23 protein-coding genes are annotated in these 21,594 nt (G+C 37.4%); 20 read left to right on the forward strand and 3 right to left on the reverse strand.

The features are described 5' to 3' along the window. Positions 1-73: 73 nt before the first annotated feature. From BW724_RS06755 to BW724_RS24260, 3 genes are all read left to right on the forward strand, one after another. Complete coding sequence (locus tag BW724_RS06755) at positions 74-940, forward strand: nitroreductase family protein (RefSeq protein ID WP_088074503.1); 867 nt, start codon at positions 74-76, stop codon at positions 938-940. Between the two features lie 110 nt (positions 941-1,050). After that, positions 1,051-2,544: an amidase family protein gene (locus BW724_RS06760; RefSeq protein WP_088074504.1), complete on the forward strand. Its 1,494-nt coding sequence runs from the start codon at positions 1,051-1,053 to the stop codon at positions 2,542-2,544. A 69-nt stretch (positions 2,545-2,613) separates the two neighbouring features. After that, on the forward strand, positions 2,614-2,745 hold the full coding sequence (locus BW724_RS24260) for a hypothetical protein (RefSeq protein WP_268876144.1): 132 nt from the start codon (positions 2,614-2,616) through the stop codon (positions 2,743-2,745). On the opposite strand, the gene BW724_RS06765 is transcribed toward BW724_RS24260, so the two are convergent. After that, the gene (locus BW724_RS06765; protein WP_088074505.1) at positions 2,731-3,330 is read right to left on the reverse strand and encodes an immunity 26/phosphotriesterase HocA family protein; all 600 of its coding nucleotides are present in this window, start codon (positions 3,328-3,330) and stop codon (positions 2,731-2,733) included. The genes BW724_RS24260 and BW724_RS06765 overlap by 15 nt on opposite strands. A gap of 247 nt (positions 3,331-3,577) precedes the next feature. On the opposite strand from BW724_RS06765, the gene BW724_RS06770 reads away from it, so the two are divergent. Next, positions 3,578-4,807: a YecA family protein gene (locus BW724_RS06770; RefSeq protein WP_088074506.1), complete on the forward strand. Its 1,230-nt coding sequence runs from the start codon at positions 3,578-3,580 to the stop codon at positions 4,805-4,807. 120 nt (positions 4,808-4,927) lie between these two features. Here the strand turns inward: BW724_RS06770 and BW724_RS23195 are convergent, their stop codons facing one another. Beyond that, positions 4,928-5,074 carry a DUF2207 domain-containing protein gene (locus BW724_RS23195; protein ID WP_140354929.1) on the reverse strand — a complete coding sequence of 49 codons (147 nt, stop codon included), beginning with the start codon at positions 5,072-5,074 and terminating at the stop codon, positions 4,928-4,930. Positions 5,075-5,118: 44 nt separating this feature from the next. After that, positions 5,119-5,703 (reverse strand): hypothetical protein, encoded by a 585-nt coding sequence (locus tag BW724_RS06775; protein WP_088074507.1) that lies wholly within the window; start codon positions 5,701-5,703, stop codon positions 5,119-5,121. A 271-nt stretch (positions 5,704-5,974) separates the two neighbouring features. Between BW724_RS06775 and BW724_RS06780 the strand changes: the two genes are divergently transcribed. The 16 genes from BW724_RS06780 (at position 5,975) to BW724_RS06855 (ending at position 21,524) form a co-directional block, all read left to right on the forward strand. After that, on the forward strand, positions 5,975-7,066 hold the full coding sequence (locus BW724_RS06780; RefSeq protein ID WP_088074508.1) for a polysaccharide deacetylase family protein: 1,092 nt from the start codon (positions 5,975-5,977) through the stop codon (positions 7,064-7,066). Positions 7,067-7,476: 410 nt separating this feature from the next. Continuing rightward, positions 7,477-7,665 (forward strand): hypothetical protein, encoded by a 189-nt coding sequence (locus BW724_RS23540; RefSeq protein WP_088074509.1) that lies wholly within the window; start codon positions 7,477-7,479, stop codon positions 7,663-7,665. Between the two features lie 318 nt (positions 7,666-7,983). Beyond that, positions 7,984-9,084: a hypothetical protein gene (locus tag BW724_RS06790; RefSeq protein ID WP_088074510.1), complete on the forward strand. Its 1,101-nt coding sequence runs from the start codon at positions 7,984-7,986 to the stop codon at positions 9,082-9,084. A gap of 204 nt (positions 9,085-9,288) precedes the next feature. After that, complete coding sequence (locus BW724_RS23200) at positions 9,289-9,576, forward strand: hypothetical protein (protein ID WP_140354930.1); 288 nt, start codon at positions 9,289-9,291, stop codon at positions 9,574-9,576. Positions 9,577-9,784: 208 nt separating this feature from the next. Continuing rightward, positions 9,785-9,991 (forward strand): hypothetical protein, encoded by a 207-nt coding sequence (locus tag BW724_RS06800; protein WP_088074511.1) that lies wholly within the window; start codon positions 9,785-9,787, stop codon positions 9,989-9,991. A gap of 355 nt (positions 9,992-10,346) precedes the next feature. Continuing rightward, positions 10,347-11,558, forward strand: a complete 1,212-nt coding sequence (locus tag BW724_RS06805) for an MFS transporter (RefSeq protein WP_088077737.1) — start codon at positions 10,347-10,349, stop codon at positions 11,556-11,558. Between the two features lie 119 nt (positions 11,559-11,677). Beyond that, a complete protein-coding gene (locus tag BW724_RS06810) occupies positions 11,678-12,550 on the forward strand; it encodes a hypothetical protein (RefSeq protein ID WP_088074512.1) in 873 nt (290 codons plus the stop codon). A 154-nt stretch (positions 12,551-12,704) separates the two neighbouring features. Then, on the forward strand, positions 12,705-13,019 hold the full coding sequence (locus BW724_RS06815; RefSeq protein ID WP_088074513.1) for a DUF3784 domain-containing protein: 315 nt from the start codon (positions 12,705-12,707) through the stop codon (positions 13,017-13,019). 85 nt (positions 13,020-13,104) lie between these two features. Beyond that, positions 13,105-13,914 carry an MBL fold metallo-hydrolase gene (locus tag BW724_RS06820; protein ID WP_176371329.1) on the forward strand — a complete coding sequence of 270 codons (810 nt, stop codon included), beginning with the start codon at positions 13,105-13,107 and terminating at the stop codon, positions 13,912-13,914. 68 nt (positions 13,915-13,982) lie between these two features. After that, positions 13,983-14,591 carry a hypothetical protein gene (locus BW724_RS06825; protein WP_088074514.1) on the forward strand — a complete coding sequence of 203 codons (609 nt, stop codon included), beginning with the start codon at positions 13,983-13,985 and terminating at the stop codon, positions 14,589-14,591. Positions 14,592-14,666: 75 nt separating this feature from the next. After that, positions 14,667-15,137 (forward strand): hypothetical protein, encoded by a 471-nt coding sequence (locus tag BW724_RS06830; RefSeq protein WP_088074515.1) that lies wholly within the window; start codon positions 14,667-14,669, stop codon positions 15,135-15,137. A gap of 161 nt (positions 15,138-15,298) precedes the next feature. After that, entirely contained in the window at positions 15,299-16,651 is a 1,353-nt protein-coding gene (locus BW724_RS06835) for a PAS domain-containing sensor histidine kinase (RefSeq protein ID WP_235848918.1), read from the forward strand. Positions 16,652-16,771: 120 nt separating this feature from the next. Beyond that, positions 16,772-17,197: an ASCH domain-containing protein gene (locus BW724_RS06840; protein ID WP_088074517.1), complete on the forward strand. Its 426-nt coding sequence runs from the start codon at positions 16,772-16,774 to the stop codon at positions 17,195-17,197. 36 nt (positions 17,198-17,233) lie between these two features. Beyond that, entirely contained in the window at positions 17,234-18,082 is an 849-nt protein-coding gene (locus BW724_RS06845; RefSeq protein ID WP_088074518.1) for an alpha/beta fold hydrolase, read from the forward strand. 45 nt (positions 18,083-18,127) lie between these two features. After that, positions 18,128-19,093, forward strand: a complete 966-nt coding sequence (msrB, locus tag BW724_RS06850) for a peptide-methionine (R)-S-oxide reductase MsrB (RefSeq protein WP_088074519.1) — start codon at positions 18,128-18,130, stop codon at positions 19,091-19,093. A gap of 700 nt (positions 19,094-19,793) precedes the next feature. Next, positions 19,794-21,524 (forward strand): extracellular solute-binding protein, encoded by a 1,731-nt coding sequence (locus BW724_RS06855; RefSeq protein WP_088074520.1) that lies wholly within the window; start codon positions 19,794-19,796, stop codon positions 21,522-21,524. The last annotated feature ends 70 nt before the right edge of the window (positions 21,525-21,594 follow it).

Below are 21,594 nucleotides of genomic sequence, written 5' to 3' on the forward strand. Positions count from 1 at the left end.
ACTGCAGGCCGAAGCATAAAGGGCTTGCAGTTTCTTCATTGAAAATACTTTTAGTTTTGAAAGAAGGTTAAATATGGGGTTTGAAAAATCAGTTATTGAGACGATGAAGAAACGTAAATCAATCAGAACTTACGATACAAAAGAAATAACAGAGACGGATTATAAGCTTATAAATGATTTCCTAAGTGGTAAGGATAATATCTTTCGTCCTTTTGGAAAAACAGGTGATATTCAACTTGTTCCAGTAACTAATAATGTAACAGATAAAGGGATCAAGCTAGGAACCTATGGCTTTATTAAAAACCCAAGGGCGTATTTAGTTGGTAGTACGGAAAACAATAAATACTCACTTGTAGAGTATGGATATGCCTTTCATAAGGTAGTCTTATTTTTAACGGAGTTAGGGATTGGCACTTGTTGGATGGGTGGAACATTCAATCGGAAATCGTTTGAACAGGAGATTCACCTTAAAGATGGGCAATTTATTCCTTGTGCTACACCAATTGGTTATGAGAAAGGCAAGCAGCGCATTTTTGATAAAACACTACGAAAGGTCGTAAAAGCTGATAATAAAAAGACATGGGATAAGCTGTTTTATAATGGAGGCTTTGCTGAAACGTTAACAAAGGATGAAGCTGATCATTTAGAAGTACCCATTGAAATGGTGAGAATCGGACCATCTGCATCAAATAAACAGCCTTGGAGATTAGTTTTATCAGAAGATCAGAACACTTGTCATTTTTACATAGAACATACTCCTAACTACAATAAACTAGGTTATAACATGCAGTTGCTAGACATGGGTATCGCCATGTGTCAGTTTGATCTAGCTTCTAAAGAGATAGGTGTTGAAGGGAAGTGGGAAATAAATGATCCCAAAATCGAGCTTCTTAATGAACATACGGAGTATATTTATAGTTGGAATAAGGTGCATGGATAGGAAAAGACAGCCGATTTTTGCAAAACATTATTTATACTCATTCTAGAAGGGTTTCTCTATTCCCTGCAGAACTATAACTTATATAAGCTAGGTGAAACGGGGGATTGGGGATGTTATCTATTGAAAACTATGATGGGTTGGAGTTAGGAAGGCTTATCAGGACAAAAGAGGTACAACGAAAGGAACTGGTGGAGGCAGTTATTCAAAGAATTGAAGATAAGAACCCGGCCATCAACGCAGTTGTAAATAAAATGTATGAGAAGGCCCTTAAAACTGCGGAAGAACCATTAACTTATGGAGGGAAATTTGCAGGTGTCCCAACGTTAATGAAGGATATTACACAGGAAATCGCAGGAGAACCAATTACATCTGGATCAAAGGCGTTCTCCAGTTATATTTCGGAGCGTGACTCTGAATATGTAAAAAGGGTCAAAGAGACTGGTGCGATTATTGTTGGCCAGACAAATGTTCCGGAGCTGGCACTGATGGGAGTCACAGAGCCACAGCATCATGGGGCAACGAGAAATCCATGGAATGTGAATCATACTCCTGGTGGTTCGAGTGGAGGAGCAGCTGCAGTAGTGGCTGCGGGTATTGTTCCTTTTGCAGGGGCGAATGATGGTGGTGGCTCCATTCGGATTCCAGCAGCATACTGCGGACTCTTTGGTCTAAAGCCCACAAGGGGAAGAACTCCCGTTGGTCCGTTGTATGGGAGACACTGGCAGGGCGCTTCTGTGGATCACTTCATCACTAGATCGGTAAGGGACAGTGCTGCGATGCTGGACGAATTGAATGTTTTTGAAAAAACAGCAGCCTTCCATGCTCCGCCATATGAAGGCAGTTACTTACAATGTGCAGAATCACCTACTGAACAAAAACTGAGAATTGCATTTACCGTGGAATCGCCCCTTGGCACAGAGGTTCATGACGATTGCAAAGAGGCTGTTCTTTCGACTGTGAAGCTGTTGGAAGAGATGGGGCATTCTGTTGAAGAGAAGACGCCTGATGTTAATGGAAAGACAATTGCAAAAAGCTATTTAACGATGTATTTTGGTGAGGTGTCAGCAACCTTATCTAGCGCGGAGTCTGTACTTGGGAGAAAAATTAGTATGTCTGATGTGGAGCCAACGACATGGTTGCTCCGTTCACTGGGGAAAGTAACGTCTGCGGAGGAATTCGTCTTGAGCCTCAGGGAGTGGGATAAGGCCGCCTTCGTAATGGAAAGCTTTCATGAAACATATGATTTGTATATCACGCCTACAACTGCATTTCCACCAGCGAAAATTGGTGAACTAGATCCAAGTGGTTTTGAAAAAGTCATGGTCAAAACCATTGGTAGACTAGGACTTAGTGGTTTATTGAAAAAAACAGGTTTTGTCGATGAGTTGGCAGAAAAAAGCCTCATGAGGACGCCATTCACACAGTTAGCCAACTTCACGGGACAACCAGCTATGTCGTTGCCATTATATTTATCTGAGGAAGGATTACCTTGCGGAGTACAGGTGATGGCAGCGAGGGGCAGAGAGGATCTTTTAATTGAATTTGCAGCTGGTCTGGAAAAAACGGATCGATGGATTGACATCAAGAAAAGTCCACTCATCTGATTTTCATTTAATGGGTTGGTGAATAAATGCAGGAGGAGACTTGGCGAGATCAGGTATGAGAACGAAGAAATGCAGAATCTCGTACCTGATCAAGGCGAGATCAGGTATGAGAACGAAGAAATGCAGAATCTCGTACCTGATCGATCTTATCAAGAAAAGATCAGGTACGAGATTCAAAGATTCTATTTAAGATACCTCTGAAGAAACCAAAACCATTTTTAATTCATCTTCAATCGATCCATGGCTGACTAATCCATAATCAGCATAGATATCGGGTGTCTGATCTAACTCTTTACCTTCTTCATTCACATATTTCTGGGTAACGATATCCCAAAAACCATAATTTAATTCTAATTCCTCATTCGTGATCTCTTGTATACCTACTGACTGAAAATATCCTTTTTCCCACCCCTTATTATCAATGATTTGAGGTGGAATGATTAAGTTATTAGGGTGTAAAAGTTCTGGTATATCAAGAGGATTATTAGTTTGTTGGTAAATATAAACCAAATGTCCCCCATGCATTGTGGGATCATTGATTGGAATTTGTTTTCTAATTACCTTTCCATAGAAATAAGTATTTTTCGTTGGTTCGATGATAAAAATCTCTCCTTCCTGCCTCTTTTTCTTAGAGGGCAGTTTAGGTTCAATAAATAATATGTCTATTAAAATCCAAGCAAGTGCGAGTATGATTATCATGATGAAGTTTTGCAAAATAATCATTGGAATGACCACTATAAATGGACCGAATGTCCTTAGCATTTTTAATCTTTTATACTTTTTCATAACTATTTCTCCTCGTTTGGTAATAGATACAAAGTTTTATGTAAAACTGCTTTACTAATAATCTTTACTAGTCTATAACCTGCTAACATAATTTTTCTCTCAGTATACCATGTTTTCCCAGACTGGTTACATGTATAGGAAAGGCCACTACCTCCCAAGTAACTATTTTAAATTAATATATTATAATTGCCGTTCTAATAGGTTAGAATGAGAGAAAGAAAGCTATTAATGATAGTAGGTGAATGGTATGAGTAAGCATAATCCGGAATTAGAAAGAGCTCTAATGAATGCGATGGCAGGATTAAAGGATATGAAAAGAAAAAAGGAGATTGATAGAGATAAGAAATTGTGGAGTCCAATTTCGCTCCCAATAAGACTTCAAGAAGTTTTAACTCAACAAACTAAATATGAACTAGATGAGACAAGAAAGGCATTAGCCTTAAAAGGCGTAAGCACGCTTAAAAAAGCAGAGTTGATTGAATTATTGTTGGAAAAAATTCCTCAGCATTTAGTACATATGTTTCGTTTATTTGATGAAAGACGTTTTAGCTTATTATCATTAATTGTGAATAAGGGTGGGCATATGAAAGCACCTACCTTAGAAAAAGAGCAAATCGATTACTTACGAAAACTAGGCTTAATTTTTACAGGAACGATAGATGGGAAAAAGATAGTAGGGGTGCCGGAAGATTTGCACGATACTATCCTGAAACTACAAAAAGATGACAAAATAAATGCACTTGTTAAAAGAAATACAGAATGGATTACCTTAAGCTTCGGTTTATTATATTACTATGGAACGTTAAGCACCTCCCAACTATTAGAAATGTTAGAATCTTATACAAAAGCACCTGTTGATTATAACGAATTTATTAAGGTGATCTTAAACGCAAATGAGTTTTACAAAGAGCTTACGATAGATAAGTTTGGACTTTCGAATTGGCGTGTCTTTGATCCTGAGAGGGTAAAGAGGGAGCACGAGATGAGAAAGAAAGTTCCATACTATCCCTTTACGAAAAGCCAACTCCTTAAAGCAGGGGAACCTGGGTATGTGGAGCGCAACGATAGTTATAGGGAATTAGTTAAATTCTTGGTGAAAAACTTTGATGTGAGTAGGGAAAATGCTGACACTTATGCGGAAGAATGTGTCTACGCTACGAGAATTGGGGAAAGCCCAAATTCTGTAATAGAATATCTAGGAGGAAATATAGAATTTCCTAGCTTTGAGAGCGTTCAAGCTCTGTTAGAAAAAGTGATCGAGTTAATGAATAGCACAAGGGAATGGTTCCTTAAGGGGTATACTTCAGCTGAGTTAGTAGTAGAAGAAAAGAAGCATTTACAACAGTTACCAGGTGGAAAAAATAAGATAGATCCTTCTATTAGTAAGAGTAAGTCCATAAAGCAAGAAATAAAAGTTGGAAGAAATGAACCATGTCCTTGTGGTAGCGGGAAAAAGTATAAAAAATGCTGTGGATAATTGTGTTGACGCATTAAATATGAATAGTAAACGCATGTGATTTCTTGTATGAATGAAATCCATGCGTTTTCTTTTACTAATTAGTATGTTGGACCCTGTTATAAACTTTAGTTTTCCCCATTATCTTCTTTTCTTAAGTAGGACAAACACTCCTATAACCACTAAAACTAGTGAGATTAAAATAGCATTCGCAAGCCCAATAGGTGTGAATAAGCCAAAAAGTAATACGATGAAAGCAATGACAAATAGTATGAAGCCAATAATCATTTAGTTTCCCTCCCAGTGCCTGAGTTAAGTTTAGTTGTAAAAAACTACCCTTCGTATATATTGCTTATTTTCCAACCCTCTTCTTCTACTAAAACGAAGTGGGTAGATGTGAATGTTTCTGCATCACTATATTGGATCAAATAATATAGATGGACCCTTTCATTTTCCTCCATATAAAAACCATTTAGCTCTACTGTTTCAGCATTTAAATAGGCTTCAAAATCGACACTATAATCTCCATCAAAAATAACTTCCTTTTTCTCTTCATCAATTAAGGTAGACTCACTAAAAAACATTTGGATATCACTACCAGATGAACTTTCTAGGAATTTATTTGTCGTGTTAATTGCGTGGACAATGGCGTTTTTGTCTCTGTTTATATCTAGCTGAGATTGATTAAGTTCATCCAGTTGTAGTTGCAAATCGTTGTTTTCCTCTTGTAAATGTTTGTTACTAGACGCTAGCTTACTATTTTCATTCTTTAATGTCTCTATTTTATCTTTGTAGATTTCCACCTCGTTTGCCAAGTTTATTTCTTTGTAGGTTGGATCCGAGTCATTAAAGAAGATTAACAATAAAAACACTAGTGAACCAATGACTGCTAATCCAATATATTGTTGAAGTTTCATTGTAAAAACCATCACTCCTAACAACCAGTGATATTTTGATCTATGGCTACGAATTTAATCGTAATTGAATGACTATTCTGTATTCAAGTTTATCATAAATCTACATACAGCAATGACTTTTCCTAGAGCTTAAACTTTGTAGTGATATATGATTTCCTTGATAACCTTTACGACTGATGTTTTCGCGAAAAAATATAGTAATTCCATCTTGAATTGGGAAATGTATGATTTAGGAGAAATAATAGCACTGTGGTAAAGGAGAATTGTTGTAATGATCATAAATGGATTTTGTAAAATGATAGTAATAGTCATCTTTTTCATAGCGCTGCACACGATTTTTCCAGTAGTGGGGGCTGCGGAGGAATCAATGCTTCCAGAGGCGCCTGTTTATGTCGACGGCCAGCCGATTAACACAAAATATATGCTAAAGGACGGGCATTTCATGGTACCTGCCTTATTCTTAAAGCACACAGGGGCAAGGGTTGACTGGAATGAAGAATACAATTCCGTTACCTTCCGCTTAGATGATAAGTACTTTGCCGTTCCAATCGGTACAAGATACACAGATACATTGTTGCCTGGCACTGAGAAGTGGGTGAGAGACACCCTTTCCACTTCTACAGTGGAGGTACACCAAGACATTTTTGTCCCATTAAATGATATCGCTAAAAAGCTTGGGATGGAGGTTGTTTACCGCCAACAAACGAGAAAAACTTACATTAACACGCAAAGAGAATTAGGTAAGGGACCGATCAGGTCGGGAAGGTCAAATGCAGATAGAAAGCTTGTGGCGTTAACCTTTGATGATGGGCCAGAAAATCATTATACATCACAGATACTGGACATATTAAAGGAAAAAAGAGTACCAGCCACCTTTTTTGTGATGGGAAAACAAGTTCGGCAGTATCCTACTATGATGAAAAGAATGGTAGAAGAAGGACACGGGATTGGTAATCATACTTTTAACCACCCTTCATTACCACAGTTAAGTACTTCTGAGGTAATGCGGGAGGTAGAAACTACACAGCAAACATTACAATGGATAACAGGTAGACAACCAGATCTGTTTCGTCCCCCATATGGTGCAATAACTCGTGCAGATCAAGAAGTCCTCAATGAAATGGGATTCAGAACAATAATGTGGACGGTGGACACACTCGATTGGACAGGAATTTCAGGGCAGGAAATATTGGATATTGTGAGGCGTGATATTACCCCTGGTGGAATCATTTTACAGCACAATATTGAAGTGAATCCTGATTTACTTAGGGGGACAGTGGAAGCCCTTCCGATGATTATTGATGAGCTGCGGGATAGGGGCTATCAGTTTGTGACAGTCCAGACAATGTTAGAGGCTCAGTAAAAAGAGGATAACTGCTTTGCTTAACCAGGCCATTTCATTAAGTGAAATGGCCTGGTTTTATAGAGGAAATTATCATAGGTCCATTTTTTTGCATTCTATCTATGTATTTTGCCTTCTGGAAAGAGTATTGAGGATAAATTTGTTATACTTATAGTAAGTAAACGATTTTATTGTAAAGATCTGTTAAAGGATAATGTTGATATTTAACACTTTTGATTTTTTGTGGAAGGTATGAGACTCCGGCGGGATTAAAGGCAGGGGTAAGACCCCGCAGATGCAAAGCATCGAGGAGGCTTACCAGCCGCCCGCGGAAAGCGAGTACCTGTAACAAAAAATCAACATCTAAGTTTAACAGAGCCTATTGTAAAAGAAGTCAATTGGTATACCAAAAAAATAAAGGTTGTGATGGTATGACAATAAAAAAACTAAGAAATTTTATCATAGTTTTGATGTTGATCGCTACTTTATCTGTTGTTGCTGCTTTGAACTATAACGGCTATTCAAGCTCCATTGAAGATTGTATTGAAAACAACGGAAATGTAACCGAAGATCGTTTAGGCTTTCTAGGTTTTTCATGGACTGTAGCTTGTGAAAAGTAGCTTTATAAAAAAATTTAGTGTTCCTCTCCATTTGTGTTCCCGCTCTTCATCCTCTCTTGTGAATATGAAAAAGTTTTAGGGATTTAGACCTTTTTTACTTGTCACTGATTATCCAACAATCCCCTTTAATCAGACTTTAGGCATGTTTTTATAAAAATAGGTAGATGATTTTGAATCTTATGATAAAATCACATAGGTAAGTAACGCGAACGTGGTGTTAAACACCTTAAAAACAAAAAGGAGGTCGTGAACTTTTTTTGAAATTGTAAGGAGCAGTTCTATATATAAAAATAAAATAACATAAGGGGAAAGTTGCTAATGATAAAGATGATTATTAGTTTATTTGCTGTGATTACTTTATTGACGATTACTGGCTGTCAAGCAGGAAATCCAGAAGAGGAAGCTTCAGTAGACGCTGATCAATCGATTGAAAGTGAAGAAGACAACGGAGAAGAAGTAACTGATGATACTTTAGAAGATACAGATACGGAAGTTAATGGTGGAGCTAATGAGGAAGATAACACCGAAGATTCGAGTGGTCGTGAAGATGTGGACGTTACGGTCGTTGATTCAGTAAGTGCGGATGCACCTGAGGACCAAGGAGACCTCCATGTGAGATGGGATATTCACGTTGAGGAGCAAGAGGACACGTTCATTTTTACTGGTGAAACGAACCTCCTACCAGAAACAAGAGTGAGGGCTATGATAAAGTCTGATGATTATACTTTTATTGGATATCATGAATATGCACGTATAGAGAATGATGGGACATTTTATGTTGAAGTTCCTCACCCACAAAAATATGATACGGAGTTAGAGTTATACGTGGAGATGACCACCTTCCAAGATCCTGAAATAAGCGAACATTATGGTGAGTTTCTAGAAAACGTCGAAGGGCCTTTAGTATATATCGACCATAACAGTGCTCGCGAAGATATCCATCATATTGTGAAAACCCACATGTTTTTTGTACCTGTTGAGGGAGAGTATGTGACATTGCAGTCTGAAACACCAGAATGGGATTTTCCAGAAGACCAAGGTAATCTCGAAGTCCGTATTAGTGATGTGAAAGTGGAACGAGATGAAGATCGTTTCTACATATCTGGAAAAACTAATTTGATTGAACCTGCATTGGTAAATATAAAACTAGATCTGCCTGAATATATTTCGTTTGGATATCAGAATTCTTTTGTTGTAAATCCTGATGGATCCTTTGAAACGAGACTTAGATATCCTGATGATATACGTGAAGATGCAGAGATGAATATTCTTATTGAATTTAAACCAGCTAATATAGGACAGATGGATATGATTACTGAGCATTACGGTGAGGAGGGGGAAAATCTCCAAGGAGATTTAGTCGAAAAAGAGTCTAGTGGAGATAGTTACTATGTAAAACTGAAGCTTAATGTTAATTAATAAGTCAATGTTCTTAGAGGGCAGATATCTTAGGTAAGGTTATCTGCCTCGTTTCTTAAATAATGATTTTCATATCATTGCTAAATAAGAAAGAAACTGATAAACTATTATCCGGCTAGGAATGCAATGGCTACAAACTGTGAAGTTTAGTGTAAAAATGGAGCCTAGATTCCAAGTGGATCGATAGAAAAGGGAGTGTAAAGGATGGCTAAATCAAAAGCAAAGAAAAAACGCGATCACGTTGTAAGAAACGGTGGTAGGAATGCAACAAAGTCTCGAGGCATGGCAGTAAGTTTTAGTACACACGAAAGAAGAACAAAGTCAAAGAAGGATACCATTTATAAGTTGCATAACAAACATAAAAAGAGGTCTCTTCATCAAAACACCACTGATGACGGGACCATTTTTTATGGAGAAATAACTTATCTTATGATAAATCGTTTCTTCATGAGAAAAGGGATATTTCCTAAAACTAACCTGATTTCAGCCTGACTCGATCTCCCACTAAAATCACGATTAGATATGCTTATACTTTTCTTATTCTATAGCTAGGTCTGATTTGTTTAATATTTCAAATAAATGTTGTAATGTAGTGATATAAATCACTTAAGTAAGTAGTGAATTGCGTTTATACTATTAGTATGTTTGTAAAGTTATCAATTGGTGTTGTTATGACTGATATATAAAGGTGGGGAAATGAATGGATATTAATTTGACACCATATTTAATCTTAACGGTTATTATCTGTATTTTTGCTTTGGTTGTCACTGTAATGATTGGCTTAAATCCAAAAGGGGAAGAATATAGCAAAAATCAAAGAAGGCATTTTACTAATCTTACTGTAATATACATAGTTGTCTTTGTTCCAGCATTGATTTTAACAGTGCTTTATTTTGTGTATTTCTGATGCTTTTTATTTCTTTATTTCTTATCAAAGAAAACCCTCATGCAATTTTTTGAAGAATGGTTGGATGGCAGAACCACCACAAACTGAGGATAGACGGATATTATCAGATATTTAATTAACGGAGTATGTAGCTACTGAGTTTTTTTCTTCAGTAGCTATTTTTTGTTTAATGTCAAATACACCCACATAAAAAAAGTCATTACTACTGTTGCTTTTTTACACATAGCATAGAGTAAAGTATATTGTTATCGGAGTGGGGCATGTGGACAAAGAAAACGGAGTTAGCAGCTTCAACAACGGAAACAGTAAGTATAGATGGGTGGTTTTTGCTTCAGTTGTAGTGACATACCTTTTTATGGCGAGTCAACGGACGGCACCAGGGTTGATCACAGACCAACTAATGGTAGATTTCCAAGTGTCAGCGGCAACGATTGGACTACTGACAAGCATGCAGTTTTTGATATATACAGCTTTACAAGTTCCGATGGGGATTTTAGTAGATCGTTATGGACCGAACTTATTTTTAATTACTGGCGCACTTTTAACAGGTATCGGTACAATTATTTATAGTCTTGGTACCCATGAATTTGTCTTGTTTGTTGCCCGAATATTGACAGGGACTGGGGATGCGACTATTTGGGTCAGTATGGTGTTAATCTTGGGGTCCTGGTTCAGTAAAAAAGAATTTGTGCGTTTGATTGGTGTGGCAGGAATGACTGGGAGTCTTGGATTCTTGATGGCAACCGTTCCTTTTGCTTCTTTAATTAGTTTACTGGGGTGGCGTGGCTCTTTTTTTGCAGGAGGTCTTCTTTTATGTTTTTGTTCCATTATGTTGTATTTAGTACTTATAAAGAAACCTAATCAAAAATTTGTTAAGATGACACCAGTTGCGGAACAGGAGAAAACCTTTGTAATTGTAAAACGAATTTTTTCAAACCGGCAAGCATGGGCTTTATTCTTCTGTCACTTTGGGCTTGTAGGAGGATATATTGGGTTTATCAGTTCTTGGGCGGTACCTTATGGAATGGATATTTATGAGATGACTAGGGAGCGTGCGAGCCAATTAATGATGATTGGGCTCATTGGGGCATTAATTGGTGCTCCCCTCACTAGCTGGTTGGCAGGGAAGTTAGAGACCATAAAGCGACCTTATGTTGTCGTTCACATGATCATTTTGATCAGTTGGTCCGCCTTCCTTGTATTTCAAGGAAGTCCTCCAGTTTGGTTACTAGTGACATTGTTTTTCATTATTGGCTATGGTTTTGGGGCAAGTGCTTTAACATTTTCTATTGTACGTCATACTTTTCCGATGAAGGACTCAGGTATTGTCTCTGGGGTTGCCAATACAGGTGGATTTCTCAGTGCGGTTCTATTGCCGAGTATTTTTGGGATTGTATTGAATTACTTTCAACAGACAACAGGGAGTTTAAGTGGCGGTTATTACTTCGGTTTTATAACGCCTGTGATATTTTCTCTGATTGGTTTATTTGGAGTCCTATCGATTAAGGAAACGGAGGGACGGTTCGGGCGTTCACGTGATCAGCTGGAAAAGGGAACTGGGGATTAAATGATGAGCGATTTTGGGGCTGTACTCCCGTTTGTGAACGGGAGAACCGTCCCTTATGTTTATTTTTCTTGCAAATGCAAATGCTATAGCTAAACGTCACAAGTTGTTGGGGGTTTATGATGGGGAAAAAGTACAAACTCTTGAATAAGAATTCAACGCCATTTTTAGTCCTAGCAGTAGCTCACATCGTCGCAGTTGTCATACTACTTAGACGCTCCAATCAAGGGGAGGTTTGGACTTTACTATTAACTAACATCGGTCTTACTTATTTGTTTGAACTTCCAACATTAAATTTATTCCATGGCTATAGGTACAAGCCACGGCTTTTTAAACAAAGCATATTTGATACTATATTGGGGGCTATCTATTCACAAGCGGTGTATGTTCCGATTACTGGAACAATATTATCAATTCTTAAGAAAAACTGGATATGGAAGTTAAGTATGGCTATTATTTATTATTTTATTGAAGTGCTATTTAAAAGAATCCATATTTATAAAGTGTTTTGGTATAAGTCTTCATTTACACCTGTGTTAATTTTTCTTTTCTTTCATATCAGTGATTGGGTTGCTAAAGCATTGATACAAAACAAAGCTTGGGCACTGAAACTTGCACATTACTTTTCCATTGAAGTAGTATGGATTACATTCATGTATGTATTTGGTGTATTCCGTAAGATTAGGTTCGGCCGTAAGTATTATCACACTTGGACAGAGCATTTTCAACTAGCTCCATGGTATAGCTTAGTCTTATCCTATACAGCGTTGGTAACCTCAAGGTGGGCGAAGCATCGATGGTTGTATCCATCATTCATGATTATCATTCACATGGTTATTGATAAAGTTCTTATGAGCATGGGGATCTTAAAATCTAGGTTTAAGGCTTTTTATGTGAAGTCCCTGTGGTATTTATGTTTGCCGATTACATCGAGACTGCTTTATAAACTGATCTATCACTATCGGAGAAGGGATTATGCTTCCATGGAAGCATAATTCCTTCTTTATTGTAGGCAATGATCATGGGTTAGTGATTTTTTAGGAAAACTTGGCTCAACACCGAGTCCATGTACTACGTTCAGGAACTTTTTTTGTTTGGTTTCGTATATGTAGTTGAAATGTTCATTCGTTTTGGAGGAGGAGAAAGAGCATGATTGAAGTCATCGTTATTGTGGTATTCCTATCGGCTGCTTTGTACTTATCTACTGGTAAAGGTTCGTGGTTGATTGCTGGATTTAACATGTACCCAAAAGAAGTTAAAGCAAAGTATAATACTGTTGCATTATGTAAATTTATTGGGAAGGTGATGTTTGCCATCACCGCCACTATAGTGATAAGGATGCTTGCCGATGCGAATGGAATCGAGTGGTTATCTGCATTTGGTTTAGTCATGTTTTTTGTAATTATTGTGTTCACACTCATATATGCGAATACGGGGAAACGCTTTTACAAGAAACAAGAATGATTGGAATAAATATGAAAGGAAAAGAATGAATACCCATTCATTTTGTGGTATGATGTTTTTAATTAATGGCTGGGGGGAAGTCACGGTGTTATTTAAGAAAAGTTTTACAAAGAAGACTGTGAATGGGGTTCAAATGGGGAACGGAACAATTGCTTCCCGTTTTTTCAAACTAAATGTATATAGTTTTTTCATAGATGGCGTATTACTTGATACTGGTGCGAAATCATTGGAGAAATTCTTTAAACTCTATTTTAATGCATTGGATATAGAGAAAGTTATGCTAACTCATTTTCATGAAGACCATACTGGTGGGGTTGCTTATTTACAGAAGAAGAGAGGTCTTCCAATTTTTATGAATGAAACAATGATTGAACCATGCAGGAAAATGGCGGATTATCCGTTATATAGGCAAGTATTTTGGGGGAGAAGAAGACCTTTCCAGGCGACACCTATTCGTGACAGCTTTGAATCACAGAATGCTACATGGCTTGTCCTTCATACGCCAGGTCACGCCGTTGATCATCATGCCTATTTGAATCAAGAGACAGGGCAATTATTTACAGGAGATCTGTATTGCCAAGATAGGACGAAAGTTGCTCTTCGGGAGGAAAGCATTCCTGATATAATCGCCTCTTTGGAAAAAGTGTTATCTTATGATTTTGAAGATGTATTCTGTTGTCATGCGGGCTTCGTTAAAAATGGTCGTGTAGCACTAAATAGGAAGCTGAATTATTTACAGGACCTGCAAGGGAAAATCGTCAAGCTTCATGAAGAAGGAAAAAGCCCTAGAGAAATTAACACTATATTGTTTCCGAAAAAGTACCCTGTTACGTTCTTTTCAGGGGGAGATTGGGATTCCTTGAACATTGTTCATTCTATACTAAACGAAACATAACAAACACTGAACTGGAATAGGTTTCCGACAAGGACGGGAGGTTCATTCCCATTAAAGAGGTGATATAAATGATGAATAAAAGTGGCATCTACGGGGGGATTTTATTACCTGTTATCACTGGTGGTTTTGCAATCGCTGTTAATGAGCCATATTATTTTAGTGGTGTTGGGATAATTATTATTATAATTATTTCCTTATTAAGCCTTGTTTCTGCTTACGGTTCATTAACTTTGAAGCATGAAGATCAAAAGTGGAGTGTGCTTTTTGTTGCTATGTATGGTGATGCTACAGCATTATTTCTGCTAATGATCGGCTGGATAGTTACGGGTAAAAGTATGATTGTTGGAATGGTTTATTTATTTATATTTTTAGCTATGCTTATTTGGATTCACATAAACAGTGAAAGAGTGGCGAATGCACTTCATCGGGGGACAGAAAATTTATTCCGAATTTTGAAACCGATAGGTGTATTATTTTTGCTATCATCTATCAGCTTTAGCTCAGGACAATTAGGTTTTGATCTAGCTAGTCAGGAAATATTAACAATTTTATATGCAAGCACGTTTCTAGCTATAGCTTTATTTTTTCTTGCGTGGTTCCATAGCATCACTGTCAAAATAAAGAATCCAGACTGGACTGCAGCTGAAAAGTTGGAGGATATTGATTTGCTAGATTAATAGGCCAACAATTGAACAACTTGTGTGCGCCCCTTTAACAAAGTTAATAGATTAATTGAAAGGAGTGGAATTGTATTGAGCTTTTTAAAAAGACTTTTTGGCAATCCAAAAGTAAAAGAAGAAGTTTGGGAACCTGTAGATTATAAAAAAAAGCTGAACGATACGATGGATGCTGATGAGGATCCTCAATGGATACGTGATATTCTAATGAAGTATATTGAGCATGAAGAGAAGCATCGGACAAATGAAGAGATGGTTATGCTACTAGTGAATTGGTTAGAGGCAGAGAACCTTCCGGAGGCATTCTTAGATGAAGAGTTTTTAATTCGTGTATATAATCAGGATTCTAAGTTCATAACTGATTTTTTTCAACTCCAATGCAGTGTCATATTTAATGGTTCACCTACAAGAGAAATGGTAAAGGAGTATTATGGTGAGCGTGTTGCCTCTATGGCGAATGAGGCAGTCAAAGCGTATCTTGGTTTACTGTGCTACATGCACAATGTATTGGCTCATTCCGAGATAAGAAAGAATACAAAGAGATAATGTAGGTAGGTCTCCTATTTTGTAAAGGAGTACCGCCTTTTTTTGTTTAAGAATATGTGCCTTTTGAACTATCCTCATTAGAAAAAATAAAGGTATTCTCTTAGATTGGGAGAATTTAATAATAATAGAAGTGCCTACTTTTTATAGCGGGGGTGATGCAAGTGCCGTTAACTAAAGAGATTTTAGATCGGATATCAGATGCTTTTTTTGCTGTAGATAATGAATGGAACGTTACATATTTTAATAAAGAAGCTATTAGAGTACTAGGACGACAAAAAGAAGAAGTTTTAGGGGAAAACTTGTGGGAAAAGTTTCCTGAAGCTGTTAATCAAGAAGTATACATACAATACCATAAAGCGGTTCGAGAGCAAGAAGCTGTTTTTTTTGAAATGTACTGGCCTCCTAGAGATATGTGGTATAACGTGAGAGCTTATCCTTCTTCTAACGGTCTTACTGTGTTTTTTCAAGATATCACTTTACAAAAGGAACTAGCAAATAAACAGGAAGACCACTATCTCTCTTTGTTTCAAAATAATCCAGAAGCGGTATTTTCCTTTGATTTAAATGGAAATTATTTAAGTGTAAATCCAGCTATGGAAAAGCTCCTTGGATACACGGAAGAGGAATATATCAAAATGGATTGGATTCCCCTCGTAATCGAAAAAGAGATTGCCACTGTAATTTATCACTTTCAGAAAGCTATAAATGGAGAGACGACTCATTATGAAACGATAGCCTTACACAAAGATGGACATCGAATCAATGTAAAAGTAACGAATATGCCAATTACTGTCGGGGGAAAAATAGTAGGTGTCTACGGCACGGCAAGGGATGTGACGAAAGAGAGGGAAACGGAAAAGCGATTAGTTGATTCGGAAAAACTCACTGCTGTAGGGCAACTTGCAGCATCAATCGCTCATGAAATAAGAAATCCACTCACGTCTATTAAAGGTTTCTTGCAGCTAATGAAACAAATGAAGGGGGAAGCCAAGGAGGAATATTTAAATATTCTATCTGATGAAGTTTCAAGAATTGAACTAATTACAGGCGAATTATTGGTATTGGCAAAACCTCAGGCATACGATTTTCAGTTAATTAATGTAGGTAAGATTATGGAAGATGTCGTAACATTGTTAAGCTCTCAAGCGTTAATGAGCGGAGTTGATATACATAGTAATATTGAAGCTCTCCCAGAAATGAAAGGAATTGAAAGTCAATTGAAACAAGCATTGATTAACGTGGTCAAAAATGCCATTGAAGCCATGCCTAATGGAGGGAACCTTTATATAACTGTTCGGAATAAAGGTGGGGCCATCGTGATCGTTGTGAAGGATGAAGGGGTTGGAATACCAAAGGAAATTCTGAATAAAATTGGCTCCCCGTTTTATACGACAAAGGAGAAGGGAACAGGTCTTGGGATGATGACAACTGCAAAAATCATTCAGACACATCAAGGGGGATTTGAGATTACAAGTATACCGAATCAAGGGACAAAAGTGAAAATTACCTTGTGAGCAAGGGGCGGTTCTATCGTATTCTTCGTTGAGCAAACGAAGAAAACAATAGAAGCGTCCCTACGTTTTTTTGTGGAAGAATTGGTGAGGCTAATAGAAAAGGTATAGGTGGTAGGTATAATGAAGGTATTATCCATGATTCAGCCATGGGCCAGTCTATTTGTTTTACAGGAAGTTAAATATGAGACGCGAAGCTGGAAAACAAACTATCGCGGTTCCCTTGCCATACATACGAGCAAGAAAATAGATAAAGCCGTATGTGCCCATCCTGCTATTAGAGGATTGCTAGGGAAACATGGATATTCTGTAGAAGACCTTCCAACGGGTCAAATCATTGGGACTTGTCAGCTAATAAATTGCTTAAAAGTGGTTGAGAAAAATAGTAAATCGGCACTCTTGGAAGACGGAAGACTAGTATCAGGTAATGATTTTTTTGCTGGAGACTATCAAGAAGGTGGTTATGTCTGGGTGGTTGAGGATATGCAAATGCTAGATACATTTATCCCAGCTAAAGGACAGCTTGGATTGTGGGAGTATGATTTATGAGTGAGCATATTCATTCAATGAAGGAGGTTAAGTAAAATGAAAGAACTTGAAAGTCATTTTATCAAAACAAATGAGATGGTTCTTCATACAAAGGTTGGTGGTCCGGAAAATGGACCGTTACTCATTTTGCTCCATGGTTTTCCTGAGTTTTGGTATGGGTGGAAAAATCAGATTCACATTTTTGCAGAAGCGGGGTATCGAGTTGTTGTCCCTGATCAAAGAGGGTACAATTTAAGCGACAAACCTAAAGGATTGGGTCATTACACAATGAATGTACTTAGAGATGATATCATCGGACTAATAGATCATTTTCAAAGAGAAAAGGCAACGATTGTTGGCCATGACTGGGGAGCGTTAATGGCATGGCATATTGCTGCAACTAGGCCTGACAGAGTAAAGGAAATAATCCCAATCAATGCCCCTCACCCTGCCGTTTTTATGGAAAAAGCAGTGAGGTACCCGATACAGATCGTTAGGAGCTCTTACATACTTTTTTTCCAACTACCGACTCTTCCAGAGAAAACACTTCAGGATAATGGATATGGATTGGTAAAAAAGATGATGCAGTTTACTTCAAATAAAGGGACGTTTTCTCATGGTGTCTTGAGGACATATGAAGTTGCTTGGTCTCAAGAAGGTGCTCTTACTAGCATGCTAAATTGGTATCGGGCGTTGCGTGCAGGGAGCTTGGATCAGTTAAGTAAGGAAAAGATTAAGGTGCCTGTTCACTTAATATGGGGTAAGGGAGATGCATTTCTATCTTTTGCCATGGCTAAGGAAAGCATGAGTAAGTGTATTGAAGGTAGGTTCACCATGGTGGAGGAAGCGACCCATTGGATCCATCACGAACAGCCCTACATTTTGAATCGTTTAATCATGGAGTAAACGGAGGAGCGGTTCTTATATAAATATGAAAGGATCGAAAAATGAATGGATAACAAAAACGAACTAGAGCTAGCCACTTTTGCTGGTGGTTGTTTTTGGTTTATGGTTCCTCCTTTTGCAGAGCTTCCTGGTATTCACAGTGTGGAATCAGGATATTCAGGTGGAAGTGAAGAAGAACCATCACATGAGGAAGTGGTATCTGGTAGGACAGGACATCGACTCGTCTTACAGATTAGCTTTGATCCTCTCATCATTTCTTATGAAAAACTACTTGAGATCTATTGGAAAAACATTGATCCTACTGATGACGGTGGCCAATTTGACGAACGTGGGGAGATGTTTAAAACTGCCATCTATTATCACCATGAAGAACAGAGACAAGTTGCTGAACAGTCTAGAAGTTTGCTAGAAAAAAGTTGTAGATTTAAAAAGAGTGTCGTTACGGAGATCTTGAAGGTTAGTATGTTTTGTCCAGCAGAAGAGAAGCATCAATATTATTATAAAAAAATCCCATATCACTTTCGTTTTAAGTATAAGAAGTCAGGTCGTAAGGAATTTTTAGAAAAGCTTTGGCAAGTGGAAAAAGATCAGATGCAATTAAAGACTGTGTTGACACCTCTACAATATGAAGTAACACAACAAAATGGGACAGAGTTGCCATATGAAAACGAGTTTTTTAACAATAAGGCAGATGGTATATATGTAGACATAGTGTCTGGGGAGCCATTGTTTAGTACTACTGACCAGTATGATGCAGGTTGTGGTTGGCCGAGTTTCACAAAACCTATTAATCATTATCATATTAATGACAAATTGGATAAGAGTCACGGAATGCTTCGGACAGAGGTGCGTAGTAAATATGGAGATTCCCACCTTGGTCATCTTTTTTATGATGGCCCTAAGGAGGAAGGTGGACTCAGGTATTGCATCAATTCAGCTGCACTTCGGTTTATACCGAAGGAACGGTTGATAACAGAGGGATATGGGGAGTTTCTATCATTATTTGAATGATGGATTGTGATTTAAAGGGAATAAATATGAACGTAGCAAATGAAATACGTATATTTAATAGACCGCTATAAAAAACGGAATTTTTCACTGACACCACAACCTCGTCCCTTTTCCTTTGCTTTTAAAACTTTTATGACCAAAACCTATTGTCAATATTAGTAAAATGGGCTATAATCATACCATACTAGTTGGTAAATAGTTGTAGTTTATTAATAATCTGTAAAACTATAATAATTATTTTTGTAGCTTTAGATATAACAATTTCTATTATTTTTGTATTCAAACCTTCGTAATACCCTCTAACCTAACTAATCAATGAATCTACTGTTAAAACAATTTTCCTAATGTTTTATTCTTAATTCTTTGTATTCAACTCTAAGTACTTTTTTATACAGTGATTGCAGAACGTGTTTCTTTGTTCTGACTGGATTTATAGGATATATAACAGCAGATCAGTTATAAACTATCCGTTCTATAGTAGCGACTAATTACACATATTATTAACTGAATATTCTGTCATTGAAAATTATCATAAAACAAATAATAGAGACCAATGTTATTTGTTAGTTTCTAAAATGTAAGCGCTTTTTTAATGTAAGTGCTTATTGAAAGGGGTGATGCCATCGCGTAAGTATGATTTGTAGATTTTCCACCGCTTTGTCGAAGATTTCTTGTAGTTAATAAAGAAAGGGGAAGTCAAATGTTTACAAAAAAGAAATGGTTGTTACTAATAGGGTTATCTCTATTGTTAGTTTTTGCGGCTTGTACTTCCGATGAAGATGCAGGAACTGATGAAGTAGAGGACGAGGATGAACCGCAAACAGAAGAGGTTGACGATGAAGAGGATGCAGAGGAGACAGATGATGAAGTTGCAGCTCCAGAGATTGATACGACTCCAATTACGTATCATTACTTCAACGCTGGACGAGGAGGTAATGATATTGAGTTAAATCAAACTAGAATCGGTGCAGAACTAGAAGAACTTACAGGTGTAAACTTTAGGGTAGAACATCTTGTTGGTGAAATGAATCAAAAGATAGGTGTAATGATTGCTAGTGGTGATTACCCAGATGTCATAGTTCCAGATGATGCAATAGACGATTTGCTTGATGCAGAAGCATTTATACCTCTAGATAATCTCTTAGAAGAATATGGGCCAAATTTACTTGATGTGTATGGAGATTATCTTGAAATGTTCCGAATGGATGATGGAAACATTTATTTCCTTCCATTTGGTCCAACTGTAAACGAATTTGTTCCAAATCCGGAAATTGATCAAGGAGCATGGTGGATTCAGCGAGCAGTACTCAAAGAGGCTGGATATCCTGAAATTCATACAATAGATGAGTTTTTTGAACTTATCCTTGATTATGCAGCAGAAAATCCAGAAATTGATGGAATGACAACTATCCCTTATACAGGTTTAACATATGACTGGAGATTTTTTGCATTCTCTAATATCCCTAACCATCTTGCAGGGTATCCAAACGATGGTGGAGTCATGATAGATTTGGATACACATGAAGCGAGTGTATATGCTGATTCAGAGCACGCCTATAACTTTTTAAAGAAATTAAATGAATTAAATGCAAATGGGCATTTAGATCAGGAAATGTTCGTTATGAATTATGATGAGTATTTAGCGAAGCTCTCATCTGGTCGTGTGTTAGGATTCTTTGATTATGGGTGGCAGATTGGTAATGCAAGAACTGCATTAGAAGATGCTGGTGATCCTGATCGAGAATTCGTTCCAATTCCAGTTGTATTTGACGGTGTCGAGTATGATCAATATTTGGATCCTCCTGCATTTACAATAAACCGTGGAATAGGTATTTCAGTGAATGCAGAAAGTCCTGAGAGAATTATTCAATACTGGGATTATCTTGTTACTGAAGAATTCCAAAAGAAAGTTCACTATGGATATGAAGGAGAAACATACGAAGTAGATGAAAATGGGAGATTCTATCGTACTGATGAACAAATTGCCTCACTGACTACTAGTCTTAGAGAAGAACTTGGAATGTGGTACTTTGATTGGTACTGGCCTGTATTAAATGGTTCCTTTAGTGATGGTAATGCAATTCAGTCTAATAGACAGACAGAAATTTTTGAGAGAGGCCTTACTGATGAAGATAGAGAGTTTTTAGATGCATATGGAGCTGAGACTTTTGCTGACCTCTTTGCTGAGCCAGATGAGCGTATTTGGTTCCCAGCATGGAGTGCTCATATCGAATCAGGTTCAGACCCTGACATTTTTGAGGCGCGTTCAGAGGAAATTTTAAAACGGCACTATCCTCAAATTGTATTAGAAGATCCTGATAACTTCGATGCTGCATGGGAAGCTTTTGTAGATGATTACAGGGAGCTTGACGTTGATGCCTATGAAGCATTCTTTACAGATGTAGTAAGATATCGTGTGGATAATTGGTAAAATGTTAGTAGAGTTAATAGAGTAAATGTTGACTATGGCAATACACTGAGGTTGTGTTGCCATAGTCATC

Origin of the sequence: Litchfieldia alkalitelluris (assembly GCF_002153425.1) — a bacterium.
GTDB classification, from domain to species: domain Bacteria; phylum Bacillota; class Bacilli; order Bacillales; family Salisediminibacteriaceae; genus Evansella; species Evansella alkalicola.